Consider the following 18,288-nt stretch of genomic DNA (forward strand, 5'->3'; position numbering starts at 1 on the left):
ATCAGGAAACTCCCGATAGCTTCCTCACCAAAGATCTCTTCCAGGCCCCGATCTCTCCGGCTTCTTTTGCACCGATACCACTGAGATGATGCAGTTCAAAATCAACAACACCACACCAACCGAAAACATCATCCTGCCAAAACTTTTGCAGGGATTCAGACGAAACATCCCGATGAGAGAGCACAACAACATCCACCCTCTTCCCGGACAACAAGGGAATGAACTCGGCTTCATCCCCTGGAAAATCCCTGACCTCATCATACGCTGTACCGGGACGGAATAACCTGTCCACCCACCCTTTGAGAATGGCAGGAGGACCGGACCACCAGTCTGGATGAATGATAATGACGCGGTCTGAGAGGCCTAACTCTATGGAGTAACGCGAAACTAAAGGATCCAGAGACATCCGTCTTTTGAGTTCATCCAAGGGTAAAACAGGGTCAAACTCATCCTTGTAGAGATTTTGTTTTAAGACCTCAACCCCCTTCGATTCAAGTACGGCATTCAATTCCAGGAAGACCTGGGATGAAAGCGAAGATGAATCTCCATGGGCAAGAACAATACAAACAGACATATTTCCTCCGAAAAGATTTGACAACCCTTGTCACATACGCTTGATATACTACAAATTAAGTCATATATTTATATTACTAACATTGTTAGTTATTTCTAATTATAGTCTGTTACAAGGAGGAATCCATGGAAGATTCCCTAAAAGATAAGAAAGAGATCGAAAATAGTTTTTTTGAGCAGTTGGGAGAGATTTATGATCCTGAGATCATGGCCCCTATCACAGACCTCGGATTGATCTATCGCATCGAACTCAAAGAAGATAAATCTGTCGAAGTAGATTTCACGTTGACCTACCCTGGATGCCCCTGGGGACCGGTTCTTGAGAAATCTATCCGCAAAACTCTCAAAAGAAAAAACGAATGGCTTGATGATGTCAAAACATCTATGGTCTTTGATCCACCCTGGCAGGTGCAGTTTGCCAAAGAAGAACTCAGGATAGCCATGGGCTATCCCATATAGGAAGGAACAAAATGAATACTCTGGAAATAAAAAATCTTAAAGCAAATATTGATGACAAACCCATACTCAAGGGAATCAACCTGACCCTCCGCTCGGGAGAAGTTCATGCCTTGATGGGTCCAAATGGTTCAGGAAAAAGTACTCTGGCTAATGTCTTAATGGGGCACCCTGACTACGAAGTCACAGACGGTGATGTATTTTTCAACGGTCAGAACCTGTTGGAAATGGATATTCCCGAGAGAGCGGTAGCCGGACTCTTTCTGGCCTTTCAATACCCCGTGGAGATTCCGGGAGTCACCGTCGGAAAGTTTTTAAAGCGTACATTGGAAGCCCTCAATCCAGAAACTAAGCTAAATCTGACCCAGTATATCAAAGACCTCAGAGAAGCCATGGGTTTCCTGGATATGGATCAGAATTTTATCAACCGAAATCTGAATGAAGGCTTCTCCGGTGGGGAGAAAAAAAGAATGGAAATTCTTCAAATGCTGATGATAAAGCCTCGTTTTTCCATCATGGATGAAACAGATTCAGGATTGGATATGGATGCCTTAAAAATCGTATCAAAGGGGATAAACCATCTTCGTGGAGATGATTTTGGGGGACTGATCATTACCCACTACCAGCGAATTCTCGATTACGTTCAGCCCGACTATGTGCATATTATGTACGATGGAGAAATTGCCAGATCGGGGGATATGGGACTCATTCAGGAACTGGAAGACAAGGGTTACGACTGGGTCAGCGGAAAGGCATCATCCAAGGAGGTCATCCATGGGTAAACCACTACAGAAAGAAGATTATAAGTTTGGATTCAACTATCCGGAACGCTCAGTGTTCAAGACTGAAAAAGGTCTGAATGAAGAAGTGGTCAAACAGATCAGCAGCCATAAGAATGAACCGGAATGGATGCTCAACTTCCGTCTCAAATCCCTTGAGGCCTTCAGAAGGCAACCCATGCCCAATTGGGGGGCAGACCTTTCAGGCATAGATTTTGAAGATATCTATTACTACATCAAACCCACAGAAGAAATGACAAGAAGCTGGGATGATGTTCCGGATGATATTAAAGAAACTTTCGACCGAATTGGAATTCCAGAAGCGGAACGCAAATTCCTGGCAGGAGTGGGTGCACAGTACGATTCAGAGGTGGTCTACCATAACCTCAAAAAGCATCTGGAAGATCAAGGAGTCATTTTCTGTGACCCAGAAACGGCTGTACGGGAACATGGAGACATCGTCAGAGAACATTTCGGAACGGTCATTCCCTTTGGGGACAATAAATTTGCCTCCCTCAACTCCGCAGTCTGGTCTGGGGGAAGTTTCGTTTATGTGCCCAAGGGTGTTCATGTGGATATCCCGTTGCAGGCTTATTTCCGTATAAACTCAAAGAACTTCGGACAATTTGAACGGACGCTGATCATCGCAGAGGAAGGAAGTTTTGTTCATTACATAGAAGGCTGTACAGCTCCTACTTTTTCCTCAGATTCACTACACTCTGCAGTTGTCGAAATCATTGCCAAGAAAAACGCCCGGGTTCGCTACTCCACAATACAGAACTGGTCATCCAATGTGTACAATCTTGTCACAAAAAGAGCCCATGCCCATGAAGGAGCGACAGTGGAATGGGTCGATGGAAACCTGGGAAGCAAAAAGACAATGAAATACCCGTCCGTATTTCTTCTGGGTGAACGAGCCCATGGAGAGATCCTGTCCATAGCCTTTGCAGGAAAAGGACAGGAACAGGACACAGGTGGTAAGGTCATCCATGGAGCAGACAACACAACAAGCGTAATTACCTCAAAATCCATTAGCAAGGATGGAGGCTCTTCTACCTATCGGGGGCTGGTTAAAACAAAACCGGGAGTTAGAAACATCCGTTCTTCCGTTGTTTGTGATGCCCTCATCCTGGATGGAGACTCCACAAGCCACACCTATCCCTATATGGAAATCAATACTGATGATGCCTCCATTGAACATGAGGCCCGAGTCAGCAGAATCAGCGAAACACAATTATTCTACCTCATGAGCCGAGGTCTCAGTGAAGAAGAAGCCTCCATGATGATTGTTAATGGTTTCATAGATCCTCTTGTGAAGCAGCTTCCCATGGAATATGCGGTAGAGCTGAACCGTTTGATCGAACTTGAAATGGAAGGATCTGTCGGTTAGAGGCAGAAAGGAATGATGATGAATACATACACAGAAGCGGCAACTGCCGTACTGAATAAAATGAATTGGCCGGATAAGAAAAATGAGATATGGAGGAGAACCCCCGTAGGACTTTTAGATCCAATAAACTTTAAGAGCCCGGTCACAGCCGAAGAGCTGCAAACTCCGGTACAGATTCCAATTGAAGAAGCAGGTGGCATGTTGATTTACAGCGGATCTTCCCTCCGTGTGAATGAACCGGGCGATGCGGAGGGCTGTCCCCAGGTTCTAAGCCCCGAGGAGGGGATAGAAAGATACCCCGATGAGAAAGACTTTTTTTTCCCCGGAGAGTGGTCTGATCGGTTTGATGCATGGAATTCAAGTGAGACAACCCATTCTCTCTTCCTGGACTTTCCCAAAGGAAAAGTGATGGAAAAACCCTTCATCCTCAGAATGGACAGCCTGAGTCGGGATCGATTCTCTGCCCCGCGAATATTCGTCCGTTTTGGAGATGGATGGCAGGGTCGTCTGATCGTCGTCTACAGCGGATCAGCAGAAGGACAGGACAAAGAACTGGTCAATTCCTCTCTCAGAATATGGGCTGGTAAAAACAGTCATGTGAGTCTTGCCGAGGTACAAACCTTGGGAATAGAGAGCAGACTGGTTCAGAATTCACTCATTCTGCTAAACAGAGACGCCTACATGAATCACAGCCAATTCCAGATTGGAGCCTCTGCGGTGAAGAATAACACTGTCTTTCATCTCATGGGTGAAGGTGCGGAGCTTCAGGCGGGTTCGGTCTACACATCCGGAAAGGACCAGCATAAAGACATCAGGCTGGAACAAAGGCATTTTGCTCCCCAGACGACCAGCAGGGCCCTCTATAAGGGTGCCGTCAGCCGCAGAGGGCGGTCTGTATTTCAGGGAATGATACAGGTAGAACACGAAGCACCCGGTACAGATGCCTATTTGAGCAATAAAAACCTGGTTCTGACGAAGGGGTCCCGGGCCGATGCGATTCCCGGTTTAAAAATTCTGGTAGATGATGTAAAATGTTCTCATGGTTCCACCACAGGAAAACTTGATCCTTCCCAGCTTTTTTACCTGATGAGCCGAGGGATTCCAAAATCAGAAGCCGTCAGGATACTGACGGAAGGAATGTTTGAAGAACTCATAGTTCGTCATTCAGAACTTCCTGCAGACTGGCTCAGAGACAGGATAGCCCACAGCCTTGAACCCGGAGAAAATTGAATTTGAAACGATCCATTGAGCATTCCGCCTTAGATTTCCCCATTTTTAATGGGGATGAGAGCTATGTGTACCTTGATAATGCAGCAACAACACAGAAGCCCAAAGCTGTCCTAGAGGCTATAATGGACTATTATTCAAACTGTAATGCCAATGTCTACAGGGCCATACACCGATGGGGTGAAGAATCAACTCGGCGCTATGAAGAAGCCAGGCAAACTGTAGCAGCCTTCATAGGGGCGTCTTCGACAGATGAGATCATCTTTACTTCCGGTGCCACTGACAGCATAAACTTGGCAGCCACTGTATACTGCCAAAGGTATATAGAACCTGGAGATGAAATAATTCTAACGGAGATGGAACACCACAGCAATCTCGTCCCCTGGCAGATTCAGGGGGAGAGAACCGGTGCTGTCTTGAAATTTATCCCCGTGGATGAATCGGGAGAACTAAACCTAGAGGTTCTGAAAACCCTCTGGTCTCCCAGGACAAAACTCCTGGCCTTAACGCATATGTCCAATGTCCTTGGCACAATCAATCCCGTCAAAGAAATCATTAAACTGGCTCATGAACGGGGAGTGAAAGTCCTGATAGACGGAGCCCAGAGCGTACCTCATATAAAGGTGGATGTACAGGATTTGAATTGTGATTTCCTGGCATTTTCTGGGCATAAGATGTGTGGACCCACAGGAACAGGAGTCCTCTATGGAAAAAGGGAGCTCCTGGACGAGTTGCCTCCTTTTCGCGGAGGAGGAGAAATGATCCGGTCAGTTTTCCTGGATCATAGCGAATGGAACAGCCTTCCCCATAAATTCGAAGCGGGAACCCCCAATATTGCCGGAGTGGTCGGCCTGGCCGCGGCAGTCCACTACCTTCAGAGCTGGGGGATGGATAGAATTGAGGAGCAGGAAAAGATTCTGACAAAAAGATTAATACGGGGATTGGACTCTCTGGAGGAATATACCCTTTACGGGAAAGGACGACATAGGGGAGGAATTGCAGCCTTTACGAGAAAGGGGACCCATTCCCATGACCTGACGCAGTACTTAGACTCGAAGGGATTCGCCCTGCGCGCGGGACACCACTGTGCCCACCCTCTTGCCCGAAAGCTGAATGCTCTTTCCACAACTAGAGCCAGCGTATATTTCTACAACAATGTGGGGCAGATAGACAGCCTTCTTAAGACTCTGGCTGAGGCCGAAGAGTTTGTTTTATAAATTAGAACAGAAGACTTCAGGCTGCTTGTTCGAAAACTCTAGAAAAAAGCAACAACCCTCGTCAAACTCCCAGCGAACAGAGCCGTCCAGATGCTGGCTCAGAGTCTCGATCATACGAAGACCCAGACCTTTAGCACTGGTCTGAGGATCAAATCCCGAGCCGTTATCAGAAATACGAAGTAAATACTGGTTTCTTCCTAAATCATCAAGAGATATGAAAATCTCAGGGGTTCCATCAGCCGGGCAACCATATTTCAGGCTGTTCATAACCACTTCATGAACGATCAGTCCCAAATATAAAACCCTGTAACTGCTGATGGGCATTCCTGTATCGGGCCACTGCCTGTTCAGGCGTACGTCCTGTTTTTTTATGGAAAGAACGAGATTGTCCAGGAGAGTATCCATATAGCAGGGAAGATCCAGCATTAGAGGCTGATTTTCAAGGAATAGCTGCTCATGAATGAGGGAAATTGAAAAAACCCTGTCTTTCAACTTATCACATTCTTCTCGAAATATGGGATGTTCCATCTTATTGGAATGGAGCTGAATCAGGCTCTTTATAATGTTCAAATTATTTCTGACCCGATGATTCACCTCTTTGAGGAGCAGTTCCTTGTCTTCAAGACTTTCCCGCAAAAGGGTTTCAGCCGTCCTACGGACTTCAATTTCTTTGATCAATTTAATGAAATATTCACTCTGATAACCTGTGATACCACCCACAAGAAGACCACTCAATTCGGCAATATACAGATTCTCAGGAACAAAAAACATTTGCCCCATTAAATAAAACATCATGATATTCAAAGGGAGGGCCATCATACCGAACAAAAGCCCTCCAGGAAAGCCATACACAAAAGAAAAGGCTATTAAAGGAATCAGAACAAAATAATTACAGGAGATTTTCAGGAAATCTCCAAAAATTAGCAGTATAATGACATACAGAGCCAAGGCAATAAAAAGACTTTTATACTTATGATTCTTTAAAATTCTGAAGAGAATAAAATTGATCTTCTTATCAAAGGGAGTCAATATTGATTTATAATTCTGGTTGCTTATCATGGTAATTGGATAATTTATAAGATTTATGCAATACTTGGGTCAACAGAGGTGCTCATATATTTGTGGAGTTTCCTCTAAATTATGTAAAATATTATAACAAAATTTAAAAACGGAGACATACAAAAATGGCAAAAACCATTCTTATTGTCGAGGATGAGCCTATCATAGGCATGGAACTGCGGGAAACTCTGGAAAAGGCTGGATATAAAGTGCCAGATGTTGTCAGAAATGCCGACGGAGTCATGCCCTCAGTGATAAAAAACACACCCGACCTCATTATTATGGACATTTACCTCAAGAGCTTTATAGATGGAATTGATGCAGCACAGAGAGTCAAGATGATCAATGATACACCCATCATTTTTCTCACAGCATACCCCAATGATTCAATCCGGAAAAAGGCCATGACAGTAAAACCAGCGGCCTACCTCCTTAAGCCGATCAGAGATGAAGAGCTACAAAGGAAAATAAAAGAGGTCCTGGAATAGATTAGGATAAAGCATGCAGTTTGACGATTTATATAAGGAAATCATCCAGGATCACTACAGACATCCCAGGAACAAACAAGCTCTGAGCGACAAGGACCAGGGCGCCGTTTTGGATAATCCGTCCTGCGGTGACAGGGTGGCTCTCAAAATAGTTTGGGATGAAGAAGAGAGGATCTCCTCTATTTCTTTTGACGGTGAAGGCTGTTCCATCAGCATGGCTTCGGCTTCGATGATGACAGAATTATTAAGCGGTAAAACCCGAGAGGAAGCACTGGCCACTGCCCTGGAAATACACAAAGTTTTCCGGGGAGAAGAGCCTGGGGAAAATCTGGAACCCTTTGGTGATATTGTGTCCCTTCAGGGTCTGGTGCAGTATCCAGTCCGCCTCAAATGTGCCACCTTGGCCTGGCAGACATTGGATCTATTACTAAACAAGGAAAAACTCTGACACCAGTGTTACGATCTCTGCTAACGGCAGCGGGGATAATGGGAGGAATCTCATTCGTCCTCCTGCCTCTGGCAATCCGTTTCATCCTCACCCCTTTTTTATTCCGAAGAATCAGGAAGACGGGATATAAATGGGAAGATGAACTCAGCCAGGAACGAAGCAAAGCCATGATGCCTCTACTAAAAAAGAGACTGATGTCATCAGAACGGATGAATCTTCAAGAAGATATCAAGGCCCTCATAGAAGTAGTATCCCCGGCCGATGAGACCGGCACAATCCGGCTGAACTTTACTCCTCTCCGATTTCTGGAAATCATGCTCATGGCCTATGAGGATGTCTACTCAAAAAGAAAGAAGAGCTTTCTTCTCCGTTACCTTTTGGGTCGAAAAATCAGCTGGTATACCCCCTTCCGCCGCGGGTACGAAGCAGGAAGGGTTTTGAAGAACATCCCACTTCTCCATTTTTTAAACAAAAAAGGAATTTTTACCCAGACAATACGACTGGCACTTCTACCGGTACTGGGAATACCCGGCCTCCTGTTTTTCAGTATTAGAAGCATTTTACTCCGCCTTTTTTGGGAAGGCTTCATACGAAGCTTCTACCTCAACCTCCTCTTTAGAACATCACAATACATGCTCTATCTTTATGGTGGGCATTCAAGAGAAATAGACGACAGGCGGATCAGATTTTCAAAACATGAAATCATACGGAAAAGCCGGCATTTCGACAGAGAACTGTCTCTCATACCCAAAGGAATTCAAAACAAAGAAGTTCTAAACGATATGATCAAAGCCTATGAAAGGATTCTCCTCAATGCCGGCCTGACTCCCGATCCGGCTTTTTCACTCCATCCGGATGCAGACTTGAAAAGATTCCGTTTCAAGGGAAAAGTAGAAGGATTTCTCAGAAAAACAATTTCAGCCGTTTATGAAGAACTGGGGTCCTCCTCTGAACCTCCTGCAACAAAGGTAATTCTGAAGCATTTGGTTCAGAGTATCTCCAGCCTTTATTATCCAGGCAAAGAAAAGCCATTGGAATCCTACAGACTGAATCAGCTTATCTCAATCTCATACAAACTCAGCATTATTGCTTTGGGATCAGTCTACTCCAATGCACCTGGAAGCCGCTTTGCCCTAGAAAAGATGTCGGTAGACCTGTTTAGAAAAGTCAGGGAATTCAGCAAACAGCCACTGATCACCCTTCTCAGCTCCAAGGGAAAAGACTCGTGGAAAAACCTCAGGCCCTTTTTCAAAATGCGGCAAATATTGAAATTAAGAAAAGCCACTCCAGGAGGCATTGCCGGACTGGGTCTGCCACTCTTTGGTAGAATACTACAGGACAAGGGAAAAGAAGTCATCCTATACCGCATTGGCCGGGCTTTGATCCGCACTACATTGATGGAAGAAACCGAACTTCCTGATCCTTAAGCGCCCTGTTTCCCCATGCCTTTGATAGAATAAGATTTGGCTTTACCGTCAAAAGGCATGAGCAGGCTCTTTAAAATTGACCGATCTTCTCCATTCGTATAACCGGAAAGACCCAATAGAAAGCTTTTCTGATCCTGCACAGGATTCTGCCTGTACGTTCCAAAAATAAAATCCCACCATGTCAGACAAAAGCCAAAATTCCTGTTTGTTTCTCTCAAACGCACCGAATGATGAATTCGATGCATGTCGGGTGTAACCAGAAAAAACCTGAGAACCCGGTCTGCTCCTAAGGGGATTTGAATGCAGGAATGATTAAAAAGAGAGCATCCATTGAGGATGATTTCAAAAAGGATAACTCCAGATGCCGGTACCCCAATGAGAAGAACGGCGGAGACCTTAATCCCTAGAGAAATAAAGATTTCTACAGGATGGAAGCGAACGGCAGAAGTCGCGTTCAGGGTTCTGTCTGCATGATGTACCTTATGAAGTTGCCACAAGAGGGGGACAGAATGAAACATGAGGTGTTGAAAGTAAATGACCATGTCCAAAAGGAGCAGCGACAGGATGAGATGCACAGGAAAGGGCAGACTCAAAGAGTACAAAAATCCCCTGTTTCCGGCATTCATAGCCAAAACAGCTATATTGATGGGAAGAATAAATACAATCAGTGAATTGATCAGCGAAAGTGAGAGATTACAGATCCTGTTTTTCAGCAGTGTCCCTTGTTGCCTTCTTGGAAAAAATGATTCCCAGAGAACAAAGAGAACAAGCAGACCTCCGAAAATAATGAGCCTTATCACCATGGTTCCTCCCTTATGACTATTCCCAATTTTTCTAATATTAACTAAAATCCTAAGCAATATGAAATCACTGAAAATCGGCCATATAACCGACATTCATTACCGCTATTATACACCGGGATCGTCTCATAAACATAAGAACAGAAGCCGTGAGATGCCAATTATGCTCGAGAAAGTTCTCCAGAACCTGAAAGGTGAGATCGATATCCTGGTCATTACAGGTGATATCATAGATACTCCCGGGGTTGTACTCAAGCATAACAACTATTACATGGATCTCACCACCCCTTTTAAGAAGATGATCCGGAAAGATTATCTGGCCATCAGATCTTTATTGGATAAGTCGGGTATTCCCTGGATTATTATACCGGGGAATAAGGATGATCCGGAACTCTTCTCCGAGATATGGGGAGACCAAGCTCTGGTGAGGGATTTTATGGGATACCGGTTTATCAGTTTTCATGACCGCCAATGGGAAGGAGGACAACCCCGTCGTTTTGATAGGGAACGAAAGCTGATGGAGACCATGCTGAATGACCCGGAGAGTCCCCCTCAGATTCATCTGCAGCATTTTCTCTGCACACCAGCCAATGGGATAAAATTGAAGCATATCTATAAGGAATCCGAAAACCTGAGAAAACTATGCGCCCGCTCTGGCAAAGTCATACTCAGTCTATCAGGGCACTATCATCCTGGAATAAAAGAATACAAAATAAACGAGACTTCCTGGATTTCTGCTCCAGCCTTCTGCGCCAAGCCCCACCCCTACCTTATCCATGAACTGAAAGGTCGATCCCTTGTAAAAACTAGACGCCTCGAAGTACAGAAGCGCAGCATACATAAAAATAAACCTGTCGTTTTTCTCGATAGAGATGGAGTCATTTCCACCCTCTCATCCTACACAACAGGTCCCGAAAAAATGGAATTGATTCCTGGGGCGGCTCAGGCAATTTGGAACCTAAAAGAGGCAGGATTTGCTGTAGTTGTGAATACAAACCAATCCTGCATTGGCCTTGGGTATGTTCCCGAATCAATCGTCCTTTTAAACCATGAATACATGTGCTACCTCCTTACCAGTGAAACAGGGACCCCTGAGAGCCAGCCCGATGCGATCTATTTCAGTAGTGGTGCCGGAAAGAAAGCGGTCCATCCCGACTACAGCGACACCAGTATTGCTAAACCATCCCCTGTCCTCCTGAATAAGGCAGTGTCACTCCTGGGATTAAACCGAAAACATGGTTGGATGATTGGAGATCGTGAAGGTGATTTGATTTGCGCCATCAACGGGAAGGTAACCCCCCTACTGGTAAGAACCGGTGATGGGAGGATAACCGAAAAGAATATTAAAGACAAAAAGATCCCGAACCTTGTCATAAAAAACAACATTCTGGAAGCCTCTGAATTTATTATAAACAACTTTAAATCTCAAAAGTAACAAAGATGATTGATTAATCCAGAATCAATGAATTCTGGTAGATTAATGCTTTTTTTTCCCTTGTCACCTGAATAAAACGGGTTTAATCTGGAATTCAGATTGTTTTTAGTAAAAACTATAATTCTTCAGGGAGAGACAAATTAAATGAAAAAAGCACTCTTACTTCTCGTCTGTTTAACCGTTGTTTTATCTGCAAATATTTTTGCAGATTCAATGAAAGTTAAAACAACTTATGGTGATTGGAAAATCACATCAACCATGCTGTCACAAACAGATTTGCTTGCTGGAATGACCAAGGCAAACATCTATGCACCGCAGAGCGGAACCATGGTTTATGAGTTTAAAGCAAAGTACATTGATGGCCTCGCCGATGGAAAAGGTGGGTTCGGTATCCATGTATTTGTAGATAAACCATCTACCGGCAAGGCTTGGGGTGAGGGAGAATCCTACCTTCTATGGGTCAATTATGATGAAAATCCCGTTTCAGATTCAACACCCAAAGGCCTGAGCGCTCAAATTTACAAGAGTGAATCCAACAGCCGGATGAATCTAGTTCAAAGTGTTTCTCTCAAGTCTGTAGAACCCATGCTTGCTAAATATCTGGGCTACACCCTTCCTATCAAAATAGTCATTGACGGCAAAACAGGAATGGCAAAAGTGTACGACCCATTCAAAGCCAATTATTATTACAAATTTCCCTTAAGCTCTGATACACCCTTGGAGGGAAATTATATAGCCTTAAGAACAAACAGCATGGGTGTGGCTTTCAGTCAATAAACCCAAGCCATCAGACTCATAAACTCAAATTCAGAAGGCCGAAAGGATATTCGGCCTTTCATTTATGTCCCCTCCTGTACTAGAATCGAAAGAATATGAAACAACTAAAATCTGCAATGAGAAAGACTCTCCAAGCGCGCCTGGATGATTTATCAAAAGATGAGATTTCGAGGCTGAGTCATACAATCTGCAACACCGTTCTTGGGTCTTCAGATTGGAAAGAGGCCACTGTCATTCTGGCGTACCTGTCGTTCAATCAGGAAATATCTTTAGACGAACTGGTTATGGAGTCACTTCAAGAAGGAAAGGCTGTTTTTGTTCCTAGAATCAAGGATAAGGCCATGGAGTTTCATGAAATAAAGAGCCTGGATTCGGCTTTCCTTGAAATAAATAAATGGAATATCAGAGAACCCCTGCTAGACTCTCCCCGGTTTGATCCGGAAACATCCAGGAAGGTTCTGATGCTCGTTCCTGCGCTGGGATTTACGAGAGAAGGCATAAGGATGGGGCGGGGAGGAGGATATTACGACCGCTACCTTGAAAGGGTCGAAAAAAACCTGAATATGACCACCATGGGAATCTGCTGGGAGGCTGTATTAATGGATGAAATCCCTACTGAAGATCATGATAAGAGTGTTCAGACAATCTGTTGTGAAGACCGTCTGATCCGACCTCATTCTTTAAATTGATCCAGTTCTTTTGTTATGACTTTCAAGCTTTCTTTAGAAAAAAGACGGGGACTGCCGTCGCTGCTATTCAGGTCTTCGCCATAGAAACCAATGCGGGTTTCAAGGACAGATCGCATAGACTCCAAATACTCTTCCTTCAGGGGAATCACCCGATCCAGAATCACAATTCCTTCATAACTGGTTCTGACTTGAGCCCAGGTTAACTCACGAATTTCTTCAATTGTAAGAACAGCTGTTTCCATGAGGGCAAGGAAGTGAGACTCGGCCTTCTCCCAATGAAACTGCTCCAGCATAACAGCCGCTCTCCGGCTGTATTTATCGGCTCTGTGTTTTTGACTTCTTCTATTGGTTTTCATCTGTCAAGGATACTATCATAATGAAAGAAGAACATCAAAACCCCCTAAAAAAGTCTGACATCCCTCTCATTTTGATCCCGCACTACCCTAACTGAGATAAAGAAATCCTTGATTGTCCTCTATTATCCTATTATCTTGAACAATACAGGCTGTCAGTAATTCTGGCAGTAAACACGCTTTAATTTAAGGACCATACAATGGGTAAAATAAAGTCAGCACTTGAGTTGGCAATGGAAAAAACAGCAGATCTGAAGGCTGATAAACAGGTTGTCAAGAAGAACACGCAAATAAGGGAAGGCCGGGTATCAGCCTCTCAATATATGGACAATCCTGCCAATGCAGATTTGAAAGAAAAATTAAAGAGCCTGAAAGGTGAAGAACTGGAATGGTTTAAAACTGGTGCTGCCGAGGCATTTCTGGCAAACTTAACCCTCCCCCGGATAGAAGCGGATGTATCAAAACTTCCGGCTTTAAGCGATGCCCTGGGAGTTCTGACAGGCAAGAAGAAAGAAATTGAGGAAATGTTTGGTCAGCTTGAGCAGCTTTTTACACAATACCTGAGCAATCTGGATCATTTGGAAGAATCCTTGAAGAAACAATATGAACCTCAACTCCGACAAAAAGAGCTGAAAATGAGGCAGCAGACCGGCCAAAGTGTGCAGTTAACACCGGAGCAGGACCCCGAATTTCTTCAGCTGCTTTCAGATCAGATGAGCCGGATGGATCAACAGTACAATGAGGTATTGAAACAAGCCAAAGATCAATTGAAACAGGGTATGATATAATCCACCTTCATGGATCTTTTTCAATCATCTCCCCAGAATGAACCACTCGCCGCCAGAATGCGCCCTCGGAATCTGGACGAATACATAGGTCAGGACCACATCGTCGGAAAAGGCCGTCTCCTCAGGCGAGCCATCAAAGCGGACCAGCTCTCATCTCTTATTTTTTACGGTCCTCCGGGAACAGGAAAAACGACTCTGGCCAGGGTCATAGCCGGAACAACAAGCAGCCGCTTTTTAAGCCTGAATGCGGTACTAAGCGGCGTGAAACAGGTCAGAGAAGCCATACATGAGGCTCAAGAACTGAGAGATATCCACGGAAGACGCACAATACTCTTTGTGGATGAAGTCCACCGCTGGAATAAGGCCCAACAGGATGCCCTCCTTCCCTGGGTAGAAAACGGAACGATTATCCTGGTGGGGGCCACCACTGAAAACCCGTATTTTGAAGTCAATTCCGCTCTTGTCAGCCGCAGCCGGATTTTCCAACTCAAACAACTGCAGACCGAAGATCTCTTCGGAGTAGCCAGACAGGCAATCGCCGATAAAGAGAGGGGATACGGACGATGGAATGTTATATTTGATGAGGGAGCCCTGGAACACCTGGTAAAAACAGCCGACGGGGACGCCCGGAGTCTTTTAAATTCTCTTCAACTTGCCGTAGAAACAACACCAGACTCCTACCCTCCCCCGGATAATACAGAAATTAGAATAAACCTTGAGACGGCTGAGGAAAGCATTCAAAAAAAAGTAGTCCTCTATGACAAAGAAGGAGACTACCACTATGACACCATCAGTGCATTTATAAAATCAATACGGGGCTCAGACCCTGATGCCGCCCTCTATTGGATGGCCAGAATGATCACGGCTGGTGAAGATCCCCGCTTCATCCTGAGAAGGATGATTATCTCTGCCGCAGAGGATATAGGCATGGCCGACCCCCAGGCCTTGGTCATGGTCAACGCTGCGGCTCAGGCCTTTGATAGAGTAGGACTTCCCGAAGGTCAGTTTCATTTAACCCAGGCGGCTATTTACCTGGCAACGGCACCTAAATCCAATTCGACCATGGCGTTTTTCGATGCGGTACAGGTCGTAGAAGAAGAGGCCGCCCGGGAAGTACCCAACCACCTGCGGGACCCCAGCAGAGACAAACACGGCTTTGGACACGGAGAGGGTTACAACTATCCCCATGCCTACAGAGATCACTGGGTGGCCCAGGCCTACCTTCCCGAGGGACTCAAGGGCAGAATCTTTTACCAGCCGGCATCGCAGGGTTATGAAGCGGAAATTCAAAAAGAAGTCATCAGCCGGAGAGAACTCCAAATGGCAGCCATGATAGACGACTCTCTCGAAAATCTCACGTTTTCTCCTGGTGATAAAGAGCGGAACTCATGGATGCGGCGAACCAGAGGCAGTGCGGGCCGATTTTTAGAAGAAATGCGTCAAAAGATGTTCAGCTTGCTCATGACGGAACGGCATCATAAAATTTTGGTTTGGCGGGAAAACAGCGGACTCCTACTGTGGGAAGCCTGGAGGCAGGTCCCGGAAGGGGGAGTCTGTGCATGGTTTCAAGATCAGAAAAACCTCAACCTCTGCGAACATTTCCTCCGCAGTCTTCCCGAATCAGAAAGGCCCGTGTTTTTTGGCGGCTCCTCTGAGCAAATGTTCCAGGATCTTGAAGAAATACAAAAACAATACACCCGGTTCGAAGCCATCCTGACAAGGGACTGGATTTCAAGGATTCCCTTCAGTCAATGGGAAAAAGAATGGGAAGCATTAATAAAACTCTGCACAACCGGGTCTGTCATCTTATGCAGTGAACCTCTTCCCGCACAAGGAAGCCGGCTCAGCGACTTTCTTCCAGAAGGTGAAAAGGATCTGGAATCATGGCTTCATATCCGCAAGGCAGAACTCCAGGTGTACAACGAGGCCTATCCCGGATTGGCATCCCAGAAATCGGCAGTTGCCTTGCTGAAAAAATGCGGAGCCTCCTCAGTCGAGGCAGAATTGCTGAAAAACAGTGAGGAAAGGATTCTCAGCAGGGAACAGCTTACAAACTGGTTAAATACAGAGAAGGAAGGCAGTCTAGGGTTCAGAATGATGAAATCCCTGGGAAAAGAGAATATGAAAGCATACAGTGAGTACTGCCTAAACCATCTCGAAGGCGCTCATGTGAATTGGCAGAGTGTCCGAGTACTGTTAAAGGCACAATTCTAATGGAGGGCTGAAGATCAATATATACAGGGAAAGTATAGAATCTGCTTTCCCTTTTTCCCTGAATTTAAAGAATTCAATCTACTAATATTGACAAAAACACTCTTTTATATAATTATACGTCACGTTCTTAAAAGATGGTGAATGTAGTTCAGTCGGTAGAGCACCAGATTGTGGTTCTGGTTGTCGCGGGTTCGAGCCCCGTCATTCACCCTGTTTTTTTTGCGTCCATAGCTCAGCTGGATAGAGTTCCGGACTTCGAATCCGTGGGTCGCAGGTTCGAATCCTGCTGGACGTATACAAACATCGATAAAAGGCAATTGGAATTATCCGTTGCCTCGATGTTTAATAACCAGTCTTTGGATTGGTTGGTTTTCATACCAGGGCCGTTAGCTCAGCTGGTAGAGCAGCAGACTCTTAATCTGCGGGTCAAAGGTTCGATCCCTTTACGGCTCATTTTTTTTATGCGAGAGTGGTGGAATTGGTAGACACGCTGGTCTTAGGAACCAGTGCCTTCGGTATAAGGGTTCGAGTCCCTTCTCTCGTATCAATAAATGCGAAAGTAGCTCAGTGGTAGAGCTCGACCTTGCCAAGGTCGATGTCGCGGGTTCAAGTCCCGTCTTTCGCTTATTTAATGCAGGATAGTATTTTTCCTGACAAACATACAGATTTCGACAGATGATGGAATTTGTTTTATACTTCGTCTGATGAAGCCTTGACCGCTTCGTCTAACGCTAAACGGAAGGTGAGGACGATCTGGGTGTTATCCGGGTCGTCTTTTTTTTATACCAAACATACCACTGAATAAGGATAGTGCTGTGATAACCAGTAAGAGTGTCGAAAAATTGGAAAACTCTGCCGTTAAACTTTCCCTGACTGTCGGAAAAGAACACGCAGCCACAGAGTACAACGAACTTCTGAGCACGTACACAAAAGAAGTACAGATTAAAGGATTCAGAAAAGGCAAAGTGCCTACTTCTGTCATTGAAAGAAAGTTTGGAGAAGGCATCCGACAGGAAGCCGCTGCCAACCTTATGGATAAGGCTCTCAAAGCTGCCATGGAAGATCTTGAAGAAAAACCTCTAGGGTATGATTATCCGGAAGTGCAGGGAGAACCTGTTCTCAACCCTGATGAAGATTTCACCTTTGAACTGGTTTATGACACATTCCCTGAAGTGAAGTTCGGAGAATACAAGGGAATCGAGATTGAAGAAAAACAGGTAAAGATCCTTAAAAAACATGAGAATATCGAACTGGAGAAAATCCAGGAACAGAATTCTGTAGTCATGGACAAAGCCGATGAAACAGTAGCCGATGACAATATTGTCACTATTGATTACTGCGAGATGAATGGCAAAGAAGAAATTGTAGATACAAAAAGAGAAGACTTCGTTTTCACAGTCGGTACGGGCTACAACCTGTATAAGATTGACAAACAGATCATCGGTATGAAGAAAGATGAAGAAAAGGTCATTTCTAAAAAATATAAAGAAGATTTCGAAAATAAAGACTTAGCCGGTCGATCAGTAAAATTGAAAGTGAAGGTAAAAGCTGTAAAAGAAAAACAGCTTCCCGATCTGGATGACGAACTGGCTCAGGATGTAAATGAAAAGTTTGAAACCCTGGATGACCTGAGAAGCGACATCAAAAATCAGCTGAAGGAAAAAGCTGAAGCGAAAATAAAGGGCGAAAAAGTAGAACAGCTCATGAACAAGCTGGTTGAAGAAAGTGACATTGTCCTTCCCCTTTCCATGATTAAGGCCGAACAGGAAAACAACTGGAAAAACTTTCTCCAGCAGTCCCAGACTCAGGAAGAGCAGATGCTTCAATTCCTGCAGATGCAGGGACAGACCAAAGAGCAGATGCTCGAGGCCTGGAAAGAGAATGCCATTAAAAGCTTGAAGTCTCAGCTGATTTTCAACAAGATTATTGAAGATGAAAAAATTGAAGCCACAGACGAAGAAATGGAAGCTGAAATTGTAAAACAGGCAGAAATGTACAACATGCCTGTGGAAGATCTCAAAAAATCATTTGGCGAAGCCGGCTTAAAAGAGTATCTTAGTAGTGATCTAAAACAGAAGAAGGTAGTTGATTTTCTGCTGGACAATGCTAAGATCAAAAAAAGTGCCGACAAGGTTGATTATACCGACCTGATGGCCTAAAAAAACAAA

18 protein-coding genes and 5 tRNA genes are annotated in these 18,288 nt (G+C 44.7%); 19 read left to right on the top strand and 4 right to left on the bottom strand.

Going from position 1 to position 18,288, the window contains the following annotated elements; translation table 11 throughout:
• Position 1: 1 nt before the first annotated feature.
• Entirely contained in the window at positions 2-574 is a 573-nt protein-coding gene (locus EXM22_RS12805; RefSeq protein WP_149486905.1) for an NAD(P)H-dependent oxidoreductase, read from the bottom strand.
• Between the two features lie 125 nt (positions 575-699).
• Between EXM22_RS12805 and EXM22_RS12810 the strand changes: the two genes are divergently transcribed.
• Genes EXM22_RS12810 through EXM22_RS12830 form a run of 5 tightly spaced genes read left to right on the top strand, consistent with a single transcriptional unit; the run spans position 700 to position 5,642 of the window.
• Complete coding sequence (locus EXM22_RS12810) at positions 700-1,032, top strand: metal-sulfur cluster assembly factor (protein ID WP_149486906.1); 333 nt, start codon at positions 700-702, stop codon at positions 1,030-1,032.
• Positions 1,033-1,043: 11 nt separating this feature from the next.
• Positions 1,044-1,811 (top strand): Fe-S cluster assembly ATPase SufC, encoded by a 768-nt coding sequence (gene sufC, locus EXM22_RS12815; protein WP_149486907.1) that lies wholly within the window; start codon positions 1,044-1,046, stop codon positions 1,809-1,811.
• Positions 1,804-3,198 carry a Fe-S cluster assembly protein SufB gene (sufB, locus tag EXM22_RS12820; protein ID WP_149486908.1) on the top strand — a complete coding sequence of 465 codons (1,395 nt, stop codon included), beginning with the start codon at positions 1,804-1,806 and terminating at the stop codon, positions 3,196-3,198. Before sufC ends, sufB begins: the two co-directional genes overlap by 8 nt.
• 12 nt (positions 3,199-3,210) lie before the next feature.
• On the top strand, positions 3,211-4,428 hold the full coding sequence (gene sufD / locus EXM22_RS12825; protein ID WP_149486909.1) for a Fe-S cluster assembly protein SufD: 1,218 nt from the start codon (positions 3,211-3,213) through the stop codon (positions 4,426-4,428).
• Between the two features lie 2 nt (positions 4,429-4,430).
• Positions 4,431-5,642, top strand: a complete 1,212-nt coding sequence (locus tag EXM22_RS12830; protein ID WP_210411481.1) for an aminotransferase class V-fold PLP-dependent enzyme — start codon at positions 4,431-4,433, stop codon at positions 5,640-5,642.
• Here EXM22_RS12830 and EXM22_RS12835 read toward each other — a convergent pair.
• The gene (locus tag EXM22_RS12835) at positions 5,637-6,701 is read right to left on the bottom strand and encodes a sensor histidine kinase (RefSeq protein ID WP_149486911.1); all 1,065 of its coding nucleotides are present in this window, start codon (positions 6,699-6,701) and stop codon (positions 5,637-5,639) included. The two genes, EXM22_RS12830 and EXM22_RS12835, sit on opposite strands and share 6 nt — an antisense overlap.
• Before the next feature lie 125 nt (positions 6,702-6,826).
• Between EXM22_RS12835 and EXM22_RS12840 the strand changes: the two genes are divergently transcribed.
• The 3 genes from EXM22_RS12840 to EXM22_RS12850 are packed head-to-tail and all read left to right on the top strand — an operon-like array spanning position 6,827 to position 9,064.
• Complete coding sequence (locus tag EXM22_RS12840; protein WP_149486912.1) at positions 6,827-7,189, top strand: response regulator; 363 nt, start codon at positions 6,827-6,829, stop codon at positions 7,187-7,189.
• A gap of 13 nt (positions 7,190-7,202) precedes the next feature.
• Positions 7,203-7,637: a Fe-S cluster assembly sulfur transfer protein SufU gene (gene sufU / locus EXM22_RS12845; protein ID WP_149486913.1), complete on the top strand. Its 435-nt coding sequence runs from the start codon at positions 7,203-7,205 to the stop codon at positions 7,635-7,637.
• Positions 7,638-7,642: 5 nt separating this feature from the next.
• Complete coding sequence (locus EXM22_RS12850) at positions 7,643-9,064, top strand: hypothetical protein (RefSeq protein WP_149486914.1); 1,422 nt, start codon at positions 7,643-7,645, stop codon at positions 9,062-9,064.
• Here EXM22_RS12850 and EXM22_RS12855 read toward each other — a convergent pair.
• Entirely contained in the window at positions 9,061-9,867 is an 807-nt protein-coding gene (locus EXM22_RS12855; protein ID WP_168203496.1) for a sterol desaturase family protein, read from the bottom strand. The two genes, EXM22_RS12850 and EXM22_RS12855, sit on opposite strands and share 4 nt — an antisense overlap.
• Before the next feature lie 58 nt (positions 9,868-9,925).
• On the opposite strand from EXM22_RS12855, the gene EXM22_RS12860 reads away from it, so the two are divergent.
• From EXM22_RS12860 to EXM22_RS12870, 3 genes are all read left to right on the top strand, one after another.
• Positions 9,926-11,299 carry a metallophosphoesterase gene (locus tag EXM22_RS12860; protein WP_149486916.1) on the top strand — a complete coding sequence of 458 codons (1,374 nt, stop codon included), beginning with the start codon at positions 9,926-9,928 and terminating at the stop codon, positions 11,297-11,299.
• A gap of 144 nt (positions 11,300-11,443) precedes the next feature.
• Positions 11,444-12,076 (top strand): hypothetical protein, encoded by a 633-nt coding sequence (locus EXM22_RS12865; protein ID WP_149486917.1) that lies wholly within the window; start codon positions 11,444-11,446, stop codon positions 12,074-12,076.
• Between the two features lie 95 nt (positions 12,077-12,171).
• Positions 12,172-12,765, top strand: a complete 594-nt coding sequence (locus tag EXM22_RS12870) for a 5-formyltetrahydrofolate cyclo-ligase (RefSeq protein ID WP_149486918.1) — start codon at positions 12,172-12,174, stop codon at positions 12,763-12,765.
• Here the strand turns inward: EXM22_RS12870 and EXM22_RS12875 are convergent.
• The gene (locus tag EXM22_RS12875) at positions 12,750-13,121 is read right to left on the bottom strand and encodes a hypothetical protein (RefSeq protein ID WP_149486919.1); all 372 of its coding nucleotides are present in this window, start codon (positions 13,119-13,121) and stop codon (positions 12,750-12,752) included. The genes EXM22_RS12870 and EXM22_RS12875 overlap by 16 nt on opposite strands.
• A 197-nt stretch (positions 13,122-13,318) precedes the next feature.
• Here EXM22_RS12875 and EXM22_RS12880 point away from each other — a divergent pair, with 197 nt between their 5' ends.
• The 8 genes from EXM22_RS12880 to tig all read left to right on the top strand — a co-directional run bounded on the left by EXM22_RS12880 (position 13,319) and on the right by tig (position 18,279).
• Positions 13,319-13,906, top strand: a complete 588-nt coding sequence (locus EXM22_RS12880) for a DUF6657 family protein (protein WP_149486920.1) — start codon at positions 13,319-13,321, stop codon at positions 13,904-13,906.
• Between the two features lie 9 nt (positions 13,907-13,915).
• The gene (locus tag EXM22_RS12885) at positions 13,916-16,120 is read left to right on the top strand and encodes an AAA family ATPase (RefSeq protein ID WP_149486921.1); all 2,205 of its coding nucleotides are present in this window, start codon (positions 13,916-13,918) and stop codon (positions 16,118-16,120) included.
• Positions 16,121-16,257: 137 nt separating this feature from the next.
• Positions 16,258-16,330, top strand: a tRNA-His gene (locus tag EXM22_RS12890).
• Positions 16,331-16,341: 11 nt separating this feature from the next.
• A tRNA-Arg gene (locus EXM22_RS12895) sits at positions 16,342-16,415 on the top strand.
• An 85-nt stretch (positions 16,416-16,500) separates the two neighbouring features.
• Positions 16,501-16,573: transfer RNA gene (locus EXM22_RS12900), tRNA-Lys, on the top strand.
• A gap of 10 nt (positions 16,574-16,583) precedes the next feature.
• A tRNA-Leu gene (locus tag EXM22_RS12905) sits at positions 16,584-16,664 on the top strand.
• A gap of 9 nt (positions 16,665-16,673) precedes the next feature.
• A tRNA-Gly gene (locus EXM22_RS12910) sits at positions 16,674-16,745 on the top strand.
• Between the two features lie 190 nt (positions 16,746-16,935).
• On the top strand, positions 16,936-18,279 hold the full coding sequence (gene tig / locus EXM22_RS12915) for a trigger factor (protein WP_149486922.1): 1,344 nt from the start codon (positions 16,936-16,938) through the stop codon (positions 18,277-18,279).
• Positions 18,280-18,288: the final 9 nt, after the last annotated feature.

The organism is Oceanispirochaeta crateris (genome assembly GCF_008329965.1).
Taxonomy (GTDB): domain Bacteria; phylum Spirochaetota; class Spirochaetia; order DSM-2461; family DSM-2461; genus Oceanispirochaeta; species Oceanispirochaeta crateris.